This window comes from Thauera sp. (genome assembly GCF_047601425.1).
Taxonomy (GTDB): Bacteria; Pseudomonadota; Gammaproteobacteria; order Burkholderiales; family Rhodocyclaceae; genus Thauera.
This window is the reverse complement of record NZ_JASGJL010000001.1, coordinates 2,058,232-2,069,750: the sequence shown is the minus strand read 5'-3', so window position 1 is coordinate 2,069,750 and position 11,519 is coordinate 2,058,232. Positions and strand designations below refer to the sequence as shown.

Genomic DNA, 11,519 nt, shown 5'->3' with positions numbered 1-11,519 from the left:
CTCCAATTTTAGCTGTCTAGCGATAGGGGAAGCTTACGCCGGGGCCGATAGGGACGCTGATGCTGAAACCGGCATTGCGTTGCCTGCTGTCGTAGGTACTGGTGTCCTGCAGGCTTTCGATGTCGAGGTGGCCGCCGATGTCGGGGACGACGCGCTCGCCCTGGGCGAGGGCACCCCGGATCGCGGTGTCGCCGCCGGCCTGCTGCACCGTGGAGCCTGCGGCAGTGTTGGTGGTCTGCGTGCTGCTGCTCTTGCTGCTGGAGCTGACCTGACCTGCCAGACGATGCCGCTGGTGAGTCGGGCTATGTGCTCGGCTGGCAGCGCCACCCCCCGGCACTAGTTGCTGGCCCTGGACTTAGGCGGTCTGATTATCTCTCCTTGAACTTCTGTTCTCTCTTGATATTCTCTTGCATTGCCTTGCTGGGTTGGTATTCTGGTGATGGGCGCAACTGTTCTGGTATTAATTGGAGGTTTACAAAATCTGTATTCCAAAACTCTTCCGGAGTCAGTCCCCCTCGTCCTAAGGTACAAAGGTTCCACCAAAAAGGCCGAATGTTAGGGAAGTCCAAATGATCTCCCATGATTCGTCCCATATATCCAATGAAATCGAAAGGTTCATTTAGCTCCTTAGAGATGCAAAGATCCAAGATCGGATTCAATTTTTTGAGTGCGTAGTCAACACATTCTGCACTTCCTGAGAATCCTCTGTTTAAAAAATCTTCGCGGGCGACATGCAGCACTTCTCTGAGTTTCAATGCTGCTTGCGCTAATTCCTCTTTCTGTATGACATATTGTGCCATGGTCTACTTCCCGATTTTTATCGTGGCAATCGGTAGGGGCTTCGACCACAGATTGCCATTAGGGAGAATGGTTTGAATTCCTGAGCCAACTGAAATTTTACCTGCATCAATGCTGACTGTTGCGACATTTGATTGGTAAACCGTAGGTGTTTGTCCCGGTAACGGTTGTCGCTCAAAGACGGTGTATGACACCCCTTTCGAGCCCGGGGGTAAGCCCAGCATGTCTTGCAACAATTGTGGGTTGCTTTGTACTCGCTGTAGTTGTGCGGCATCCATGTAGTAAACAGATTTATGATTGAATTCATAGCCATCCATCTGAATCCGGTATAGCTTGGTTTCTGAGGCTGCGGCCATCGGCACTGGAATCGATTTGCCAGAACTGATGACCTCTTGCACTTTGCCAAGAGCGCCTTGGCCGAAGATTTCTTCCAAATCCTTCGTCAATTGGTTGCGAATACTTAGCGGTACTTGCGCTGGCTTCAGTCCATGCGTCTGGAACGAATCCGGGCCGGTATGTTTTGGCACGGCATAAGGTCCGTCGCCTACTTCATCGCTCAGCTTGGTAAGTTTTGCATTTGCCGTCTTTGCCTCCTGAGCAAGCTGACTGATCCGTTCTGCTGCGATGATCTCCTGAGCTGACGCATTCGCCTTGCCACCCAAGAGATTGCGTGTTCCCAAGCCCGCAGCGGCAATGGCATGCCCATACCCCATTACCAGCGCCTGCATCTGGCGCTGGCGGACGGACTCTTCCTCCTGTGCTGTGAGCATGCCCGTTCCGAGCAAGCTGTTCCCGAGCCGGTTCAGTGCAGTAAAGATTTGTGACTGATTGCTGTCTTCAGTCATCGAACTGGTGATTGACTCTGGAGGCAGAGACAAGGCAATACCGAGCATCGCGTCGAACAGAGTTTTACGCTGCTGAGGGTTCTGTCTGACCATGTTTGGATCATGTGCTGCTTGGCTCATCACACGGATGACCGAATCGATGTTCATGTCTCCCGGCGTCCCTGCCAATGCGTAGCTGCTGGCGAGTTGGCCGAGGAATTCGCTATTCATTGCATGGTTCCAATACGCTGCAGTGCTTCTGGCATCCATGTCGATACCGGTTGTGTTCGCAATCTGCTGCAAGATGCTTTCCGCTTCCAGATCATTACCGAAAGACTGCTGTTGGCTGTCGTTCTGGTAGAGCAGCTGCTGAGTCAGACGCTGTTCCCACTGTTCGGCCGTCAGGCCGTCCTTGCCGTCCAGTTCTTTCGCCTTGTCCTGAAGTGCTTTGATCTGGTTCGGATGCAACTGCCGATTGTTCGCATCGACGCTCATCCCCATGGCCGCACCCGCGGTGCTGCCACCGGAGACGACCGCGCCGATGCCGGCGGCCGTGGTGCCGGAGATCAACTGCCCGGCCAGGTCGGCCACGCCGTCGCTGGCGCCGGCTTCCTTGAGCGCATGGCGGATGGCGGTTTGGAGGTCGTCGAGCAGCAGGGCGCTGCCGGCAGCCGCGCCTGCGCCCAGGGCGCCTTCCACGTTACCCGACAGGCCGCCGATGGCGGCATGCAGGGCGATGCGGTAGGCGCCGCCTTCTTCCCACAGCGTGGCTTCTTCGTGCTGGCCTTGTTTCCGAAGTTCGCTGGCCCGGGCTGCGGCGAAGTCGGCTGCGGCCTTGGGAGCGTATTGGTTGAAGGTCTGGGTTATTTTGACCTGCGCATCGATTTCTTTCTGCACCGTGTCGGCATCGAAGATCGGCGCGATGCCGGTGGGGGCGTCCCCCGTGCGCACGGCAGTGTCGCCGGCGATGCTGCTGATGCCGGCGGTGGTGGTGCTGTGGGCGCTGTCGGAATCCTCGCCGAAGCCTGCGCTGGTGCCCTGGGGCGTGAGTTGGCCGTTGGTGCTGATACCGGTGCCGATGTTGATGCTGGCGCCCCTGGCGTCGTAGTCGGCCTTGTTCTCGAGGTCGGTCAGCGTCAGGCTGCCGCCGGTGCTGAAGCGGTTCAGATTGTCGTCGACCGCTTGCTGGGTGCTGGCGATGACCGCGCCGGTAAGGGTGGTGTCCCCGCCCACGCGCACGTCGAACCCCTTGTCGCCGGCCTCGAGGCCGCTGCGTGTGGTGACGCTGGCGTAGTCGCTGTCGATGCGGCTGCTGGCCATGCTGATGCTGCCGGTGCTGGTGGCGCCATAGCAGAAGGGCGGAATGCACAGGCTGAGGCTGAAGCCGGCGCTCTTTTGCTTGCTGTCGTAGGTGTGGGTGTCCTGCACGCTTTCGATGTCGAGGCGGCCGCCGATGTCGGCGACGACGCGCTCGCCCTGGACGAGGGCGCCCTTGATTGTCGTGTCGCCGCCGGCGATCAGCGTGAGGGTGTCGCCGGCCTCGATGTGGGTGTGGCTCCAGGTGAGGTCGCTGCCGTCGGCCTCGCCCCGGGCCTGACTGGCACCGAGTTGGAGCGTGAAGCCGTTCTGGCTGCCGCCCAGCGCAAAGCCGATGCCGACGCTGGCGCTGCTGCTCCTGTTCCTGCTGTGCTGCTCGGCGCGGTTCTCGGCGGCGAGCAGCTTGATCTGGTCATCGGCCGTGAGGGTGACGTTGCCGCCTGCGCTGACTTGCGCACCGCGCAGCGTGAGGTCGCTGTGTTCGCCCGCCCCCGTGGCGCTGATGCGGATGTCGCCACCGGCCTGCACGGTGGAGCCTGCGGCGGTGTGGGTGGTTTGTGTGCGACTACTCTTGCTGCTGGAACTGCCCAGGCTGATGGCGACGTTGATGCCGCCCACCTTCTCGGCGGCGGTGGCGTCGCGCCCGGCGATGGCCTCGCCCTTGTCGTTGAATTCGGTGGCGATCTGGCCGTCCTTGCCGGCGATGGTCGTGCCCTGGCCGGCCATCACCGCATCGTAGGCGTTCATGCCCGCCAGCGCGGTGCTGGCGGCGGCGAGCGCCTTCATGCGCGTATCGCGGGTGTCGCTGGCGGCCTGCTTCATCTGCCGGGCGGTCTGCACGGCGGTGACCACCGGGTTGCTGATGCTCAGCGTCAGGCCGGACTGGCTGGCCTTCTGCTCGAAGCGGTAGGCGCTGGATTCACGCGCTTCGACGATGTCGACGGTCTGCGCGGCGATGTCGATGTCGCCGCCGGGGGCGAGCACGTCGCTGCCGACCTGGCGGTATTGCCTGCCGGCGAGCAGGGTCACGTCCCCCTGGACACTGCCGACGGTGCTGCCCAGCGCGGTGGTGGCGTCGGTGTCGGTGTTCTGGCTCAGCTTCTGCGAGCCGATGCTGATGCTCGCGCCCGAGCTGGACAGGCCGCTTTTTTTGTCCTTGCGGAAATGGGTTTCGGCATGGGTCTCGGTGGCCGCTTCGATCGTCAGGTCGCGGCCGGCGGCGAGGGCGAGGTCGCCGGTGGCGACGACGTTGCTGCCGCGCACGCCGAGATCGTTGCTGGCGGCCAGCGTGACGGTGTCGCCCGAGAAGGTGCTGGCCACGGCGGTGCTCTGGTCCAGGGTGTCGAGGGTTTCGCGGCTGCGCCTGGACAGCGCGCTGCCTCCGCTGCTCTTGCGCCAGCGCTCCGTCGACAGCGTGGCTTCGCCGGCGTCGATGTCGAGGTCGCGCCCGGCGGAGGCGGTGAGGGCGCCGCCGGCGCTGAGATCGGCGGCGCGGGCGCGGATGTCCTGGCCGGCGGCCAGCGCGAGGTCGCCGGCGGTGTCGATGAGGGTGCCGCGCTCGGTGCTGCTGTCCTCGCGCCAGCGATTGCCCTTGCTGGAGGTCGAGGCCCGGCTGGTTTCGGTGACGGTGCCGAGCACCAGATCGCGCCCGGCGCTGAGGCGGGTGCCGCCGTCGCCGGCGTTGCTCACGGCCGCGGCCAGCAGGCTGAGGTCTCGCCCGGCGGCGGCCACCAAGGTGCCGCCTTCGCCGGTGACGTACAGGCCGGCGACGCGCTCGACGGCGGTGTGCTGCACGGCGGCATTGGCCGCACGGCCTTCCTCCGGGGCGTAGTCGCGGTCGACGGTGGTGCTTTCGATGCGCAGGTCGCGGCCGGCGCCGGCCTGCAGCGTGCGTTCGGCGCGGATCTGTCCGCCGAGCACGGTGAGATCCTGGCTGGCCTGCACGGCGACGTCGCGGCCGACGACCGCGCCGCGCTCGACGCTGATGTCGGTGCCGGTGAGCAGCACGGCCTGGCGGCCGGCGATGGTGCCGCTGGTCAGCAGTTCGCCGGCGGTGTCCAGGCGGACGGTGTCGGCGGCGAGCAGGGCGCCGGACGGTTCGAGGTCGCCCGGGCGGACGCTGGCGTACAGGCGCGGCACCAGCACGCGCTGCGTGCTGCCGTCGGCCAGGGTGACGCTTTCCTCGACCAGCCAGACGATGTCGCTGGTGAGCCGGGCCATCTGCTCGGCCGACAGCGCCACGCCCGGCACCAGTTGCCATTCGTCGGCATAGGTGAGGCCGGCGTTCATCAGCGCGCGGTACTGCGCTTCGTCATCGGCATGGCCGGGCAGCAGGCGGCGGCCGGTGAGCTGGGCCACCTGCTCGGTGATCAGGCGCTGTTCGTAGAAGCCGTCGCCCAGGCGCTTCTGGATCGCGGCCGGGTCCAGCCCGAGGGCCTCGAGCATGTAGTCGGAGGAAAGCCACTGGCGGTAGTCGGCGAAGGCCGGGTCGGTCTCGACCAGGTAGTGCGCGCCGGCATCGGGCCGGACGTGGTAGAGCCGGCTGGTGGGCAGCGCCAGCCGGGTGTCGGCGGGATGGGGATGGGCGGCATCGGTCGCGGCAGTACGGCTGGCGGTGGTGGCGCGGTCCGTGCCGGTCGCGGCGGCGGGGCCTTGGCCGGACGGGCCGAGGGCTGCGGGCGTGCTGCCGGTGGGGCCGGTGACCGGGGCGGCGTTGTGGCGGATGCTGAGGTTGTCGATACGGTCGGTGAAGCTGCCGCTGAGCGTGCCGCCGGCGCTGATGATGCCGGGAGCGCTGCCGATCTGGGTCTGTGTGCTGTAGGCAGAAGCGGTCGAGCCGTGGTTGCGGTCGCTCCAGTGCCAGAGTTGCTTGATGGAGGTGACGTCGGTCAGTTCGTAGAGTTCGGCGCCGATGTTGGTCAGCGCCGTGCCGGCGAGCACCATGTCGCCGCCGGACTGGATGAAGCTGTAGTGGTTGTCCAGTGCGGCGGCATGGATGGCCATGCCGCCGCCGGCGCGTATCACGGCCGCGGGCGAGTCGGCGGTGATGGCGTCGCGCTGGTAGCGCCGGGTGGTGGTGAAGTTGTCCACGTAGCTGCAGTCGTCGTCGGCATCGACGCAGACCGTGCGGTAAGCGGTGTGGGTTGCGCCTTGTGGCCCCACGGCAGCGACCATGCGGGCCAGGTGTTCCGGGTATTCGGTGGTGAGGGTATCGACGATGGCGCGCCAGATTGCGGCGGAATCGGCCGTCAACATCAGCGGTTGGGCATCGACCGCAGCGGCAAGGCGCGTGCGCTCGGCATCAGTGAGCAGGCCGCCGCCGACGGGGCCGGTGTAGCCGATGAGATTTCCCCAGACGCTGGTGAATTCGTGGTAAGTGCGCCAATTGGGCCGGAAGATGGGCATGCTCTCCCCGGGCTCTTCCGTGAAGGTGAAGGCGTCGACCAGCGCCTGGTCCGGCCCGGCACCCAGCAGCTTGGCAACGACGTTGATGTAGCGGTCGCGTATGTAGTTGCGCCAGGTGAGGATGCGTGATTCCGGGACCGGCCAGCGGAATGCCAGTTCGGGGATGTGTTCGAGCAGTTCGGCCGGGCTCAGTGTCCCTTCGCTGGGCCTGCGTTCGAAGGCGAAGGCGCGCTTGCGGTTGACGAGGTGCGTGGTTTCGATGGCAAGGTCGTGCTGGGCTTCGATGGTGGCGCTGACGTTGTCGATGCGGTCCGCGCTGCCGCTGGCGTGGCCGTGGGCGTCGAGGCGGCCGCCGATGGCGAGGTCGCCGGCGGAGAAGATCAGCGCCTCGTCCTGGTTCAGCAGCGTGCCGACGCCCAGGTCCAGGCGTTCGCGCGCGGCGATGACCGGCGCGCTGCTGCCTTCGGCGAGATTGTTCAGCGTGCCGGCGGCAATCGCCAGGTGGTCGCCGTAGATGCGTCCGCTGCCCAGGTTGTCGAGCGTGCCGGCCTGGATGCGGGTTTCGCCGCCGTCGATCAGGCCGCGGTTGCTCAGGCTGCCGCTGACGCTGATGTCGACCGTGCCGCCTGCCAGGGTGCCGCTGGCGGTGTTGGTGAGCGAGGCGGCGTTCAGCACCAGTTCGTCGCCGGCCCGCAGCGTACCGCTGTTGGTCAGCGCGCCGGCGGTGCGCATGCGGATGTCGCCGGCGGTGACGATCTCGCCGGTGTTGTCGAGGTCGGCATCGAGCTCGAAGCTCAGGTCGCCGTTCGAGCGCAGCCGGCCGTCGCCCGAAATGCGCCCCGCCCGCAGCGAGAGTGCGCCGTCGGCGACGAAGCTGCCGCCCAGGTTGTCGATCACGCCGACGGTACGGACGTCGAGATTCCCGGCGCTCTGGATGTTGCCGTTCTGGTTGGTGATGTCGTGGCTGGCGACGTCGAGCGTGCCGCCGGCGCGGATGAAGCCGTGCGTGTTGTCCATCGTGCCCGTGGCCAGCGTGAGAGCGTTCCGGGCCAGGATGCCGCCGCCGCTGTCGGCGGTGCCGTGGTTGAGCAGCGCCTGGCCGTGGGTGTCGATGCCGAGCGCGGCGCCGGCCTGGATCAGGCCGGCGGTGTTGTCCAGGCGGCCGCTGTCGATGGACAGGGCCGTGTCGGCGATGACCCGGCCCGCTGCGTTGTCCAGTGCCTGGCTGCGGCTGTCGAGGCTGACGCTGCGGGCGATGATCGTGCCCTGGCTGTTGTCCAGGCCGTGGCTGGAGAGGACGAGGTCGGTGGCGGCTTCGATGCGTCCGGCGGTGTTGCTGGCTGTGCCGCCGGCGGAAATGCCGGCGCGGCCGGCGACGGCGCCGAGGGTGCCGCTGGTGTTGTCGATTGCGCCGGCAGCGACGAGGGCGAGCTCGGTGCCGGCGACGATCCGGCCGCGCTCGTTGCCGAGAGGGCCGGCCACCTCGGCGCTCAGGCGGCGCCGGGCGCTGATGGAGCCGCCATCGTTGTCGAGTGCGCCGCGGGTGGTGTCCAGCGCCAGATCGCCGTCGGCGGTGATCCGGCCGCCGCCGCGGTTGTCGATTTCGCCGGCCGAGAGCTCGAGCGAGGCGGCGCTGGCCAGCAGGCCGCCGCGGTTGTCCAGCCGGCCCGCCACGGTGATGCTGCCGGGCGCGGCGCCGTTCTGCGCCAGGCGTCCGCCGCGGTTGTCGAAGGTCGAGGTGCCGATGCTGGCGCGGGCGACATCGATCGTGCCTTGGTTGCGCAGGGATTCGCCGCTGGCGTCGAGCCGGTCGAGGTTGAGCGTGCCGGCATTGTCCAGGCTCTGCGTGGCGGCCAGGGCGACGGCGCCGCTGGCGCTCAGCGTGCCGGCGTTGATGAGCTGGTTGCGCACGGCGATGCGGCCGTCGGCCAGCGTGCGCGGCGCGGCGGTGCCGACGCGCACTGCGGCCGTGTCGCTGCCGGCCGGCAGTTCGAGGGTGTCGGCAGTGCTGTTGTCGGCGCTGCTGCCGTTTTCTGCATCCGTGCTGCTGCCCGCGCCGCTGCTCGTCCTGGCGGCGGCGATATGGCCGATATGCCCGCCGGCGCGATTGTCGATCCGGGCCGCTTCGACGAGCAGGGCCTGCCGGCCGCTCTGGCGCAGGACGCCGCCGGTGTTGTCGAGCGTATCGGCCCGGACGTCCAGGCGCTGCGCGTCGAGGGTGCCGCCCTCGTTGCCCAGCGTGCCTGCAACCTCGGCCTGGAGTTCTTCGCCCGCCTGCAGCAGGCCGCGGTTGATCAGGTCGCCGTGGCTTGCCAGTGCAAGGCGTTCGCCAGCGGCGAGCGTGCCGGCATTGTCCACGCCGCGTGCCTGGATGCCGAGCGATGCTTCGCCGGTCAGGACGCTGCCGCGGTTGATCAGTTGGCCGTCGGTCGTGATCAGCACTTCGCCGGCCGTGGCGGCCAGTGTGCCGGCATTGCGTACGCCGACGCCAGCCTCGGTGCCGACCAGGTGGATCTTGCCAGCGTACATGCCGCCCAGCTGCGCCACGTCGATGGCGAAGCGCGGGGCTTCGCCGCTGCCGGCGATGGGCGCGGCCTGGCCGTGGCCGGCATCGACGACATTGGCGCCGGCCGTGATCTTGAGCGACTGCGCCCACAGCCCGGCATTGGCTTCGACCGCGCGGGCGATGATGTCGGTGTAGCCGGCGCCGCTGCTGTCGAGGCCCGCGCCGGTGATGCGCACGCTGCCGCCTTCGACCCGGTAGCCGTCCAGCTGGCCGCCGTTGAGGATCGGCGTGCCGGTGGTGAGGGTGGCACGGCTTGCGTTGATGAAGCCGCAGCCGTCGCAGGTGAGGCCGGCCGGGTTGGCGATGACGACCTGGGCCGGCCTGCCGGCGACTTCGACGTAGCCGAGCAACTGGCTGGGGCTGGCCGAAATGACTTCGTTGAGGATCACGCGCGCATCGCCGGCGGCCAGCCAGGGATTGCCCTGGAGCCAGCCGCCGAGCTGGCTCTGGACGTTGCCGCGGCTGTTGTTGAGGATGGCCCCCTGGGCCTGGACGTCGAATTGCGCATAGCTGTTGCGCGAGACGCCGGCGGCGCTGGGCGTCTGGATATTGACGACCGGCACGCCATTGGTGGCATTGAGCACGGTGGGCTGCTGGCCGCCGGGGGCGGGCTTGTAGGCGACGATCTGGGCCTGGGCCAGCGGGATGCCGCCCAGCGGAATGCCGCCCAACGCCAGCAGCAGGGCGAAGGCGGCCGGGCGCAGGCGGACGAGGACAAGGCTGGCCGGCGCCGGCGGGGTTGCGCCGGCGCTGCCGCGGCCTGTGCGGCCCTGGGCGATCGCGGTTTCGGCGACGGCCATGAACATGCCGCGCAGACGGTTGAAGACGAGGCGGTAGCGGCGCGAATTCATGGCGATCTTCCTTGCGGGTACGGTGTCTGGCAGGGGCCGGTGCCGGGTCAGAAACTGAGGGTGAGGTTGAAGCCGCCGCTGCGGTGCGGGGTGTGGAAGCCGTCCGGTTTGGCAATCGGGGTGCCGGCGAAGACGTCCCAGCTGAGCTGTTTCCAGCTGCCGCGCAGGCCGGCGACGGCGCCGGTGAGCCGGCGGCCGACCAGCAGTCTGGCGCTGGGGCCGCCGACTTCGCCGTGGTCCATGCCGGCATAGAGTTCCGCGTTGAGGGCGCCGATGCGCCAGCCGAGTTCGTTGCGCAGCAGCCAGCCGCGTTCGGCCATCAGCACCGATTCGCCGTCGAAGCCGCGCACGGTGTAGCGCCCGCCGATCGAGAAGCGGTCCTGCGGCACCAGCGGCGTGCGGTTCCACTGCGCGCGCCAGCTGCCGAGGTAGCGGAAGTCCTCGCCAAATACGCGGAAGGGCAGTTCGAGGCTGGCGTTGGCGCCGAGGATGCGCGGCTTGTGGGTGCCTTCGCCGAAAGCTTCCTCGGCGGCAGGGATCGCGCCGAAGGCGCCGGTGCCGCGTCGCCAGGTCAGTTCGAGGTCGGCGACCGCCGCGCCGATGAAGCTGCGCTGCTGGAGGCCGATTTCCCAGCCGGCCATGCGCCGGCGCTGGACGTCGATTTCGGTGTCGTCGATGTAGTTGGCCGACTCGCTCAGGTAGCCGCGCAGGTGGATGCTGGTCTTGCTGTGGCTGTTGCGATGCACCAGGCGGGTCAGGCGGATTTCGTGGTTGTCGCTGGTGCCGCTGTAGCGGTAGTCCTGGCTGGCGCCGGCGACGGTCTGGTGATAGCGGTTCCTGCTCGTGCTCAGGCCGAGCAGCCAGTATCCATAGGGGATCGAGTAGTGCGCGGCATGCCCGCGGGTGCCGCGCTTGCCCGGCTCCTTGCCGTACTTGCCGCCGACGTCGCGGGTGAGGTTGAGGTAGAAGAGGTCGTTGGAGGCGAGCAGATGGTCGCCCGCCACGGTGGCCGAGGCGATGTGCCGGCCGGTGCTCCTCGAACCGCCGTCATTGAGATTGAGTGTGAAGCGGAAAGGGAAGGTTTGCCGCCAGGTGACGAGCAGGTCGCTCTCGCCGGGGGCTTCGCCGGGCACGATCTGGATGTCGGCGTCCGCCGTGGGCAGGCGCTTGAAGTTCTCCAGCGCCTGCTCGATGTCGCGCAGATTGAGGATGTCGCCGGGCTTGGCCGGCATCGCGTTCCAGGCGCCGGCGCGGGCGTCGCTGTCGGGCGTGAAGCGGATGCCGCGGATGCGGCCGGGCACGACCGTCAGTTTCAGCACGCCGCTGCGCAGATCCTGGGCTTCGGCCAGTACGCGGGTGGTGACGTAGCCGCGGGCGATGATCGCGTTCTGCACGCGCTCCATGATCAGGCCGATGCCGGCGCTGCCCAGGCAGCGGCCGCCGGCCAGGGCACCGTCGGGGTCTGCCGCCGCGAGCGCCCAGTCGAAGCCGGGCGCCGCGCTTTGCAGCACGACCTCGCGGAGGCTGAAACAGGGTGTTTCGGCGTCGGGGAAGCGGCCTGGCCTGGCGGCGGCCGGTGCCTGCAGCCTGACGTCGGGCGCGATTTGCAGCCGTTCGCGCAGGGCGCGTTCACGTGCCTGCTGGCGTTGCAGCTCTTCGGCAATCAAGGCATCGGAAAAACCGGATTGGGCTGTTGCGACGCCCGCCGTAGCGGCTATCAGCAAGGAAGCAGCAGTCCGTGTGGCGCGCGACATCGCA

Annotated in this window: 4 protein-coding genes; all 4 read right to left on the bottom strand. The window is 67.5% G+C overall.

What is annotated here, in order from left to right; translation table 11 throughout:
• Window positions 1-16: 16 nt before the first annotated feature.
• Genes QM748_RS10160 through QM748_RS10145 form a run of 4 tightly spaced genes read right to left on the bottom strand, consistent with a single transcriptional unit; the run spans window position 17 to window position 11,485 of the window.
• Window positions 17-337 (bottom strand): hemagglutinin repeat-containing protein, encoded by a 321-nt coding sequence (locus QM748_RS10160; protein WP_415246864.1) that lies wholly within the window; start codon window positions 335-337, stop codon window positions 17-19.
• Between the two features lie 31 nt (window positions 338-368).
• On the bottom strand, window positions 369-800 hold the full coding sequence (locus QM748_RS10155) for a hypothetical protein (RefSeq protein ID WP_415246863.1): 432 nt from the start codon (window positions 798-800) through the stop codon (window positions 369-371).
• Between the two features lie 3 nt (window positions 801-803).
• Complete coding sequence (locus QM748_RS10150) at window positions 804-9,761, bottom strand: hemagglutinin repeat-containing protein (protein ID WP_415246862.1); 8,958 nt, start codon at window positions 9,759-9,761, stop codon at window positions 804-806.
• 47 nt (window positions 9,762-9,808) lie between these two features.
• Window positions 9,809-11,485 carry a ShlB/FhaC/HecB family hemolysin secretion/activation protein gene (locus QM748_RS10145; RefSeq protein ID WP_415246861.1) on the bottom strand — a complete coding sequence of 559 codons (1,677 nt, stop codon included), beginning with the start codon at window positions 11,483-11,485 and terminating at the stop codon, window positions 9,809-9,811.
• Window positions 11,486-11,519 lie beyond the last annotated feature (34 nt).

Bases quoted from the DNA above. Each gene is read 5' to 3' on its own strand.
- QM748_RS10155 (WP_415246863.1), bottom strand. From the start codon at position 800: ATGGCACAATATGTCATACAGAAAGAGGAATTAGCGCAAGCAGCATTG.
- QM748_RS10150 (WP_415246862.1), bottom strand. From the start codon at position 9,761: ATGAATTCGCGCCGCTACCGCCTCGTCTTCAACCGTCTGCGCGGCATG.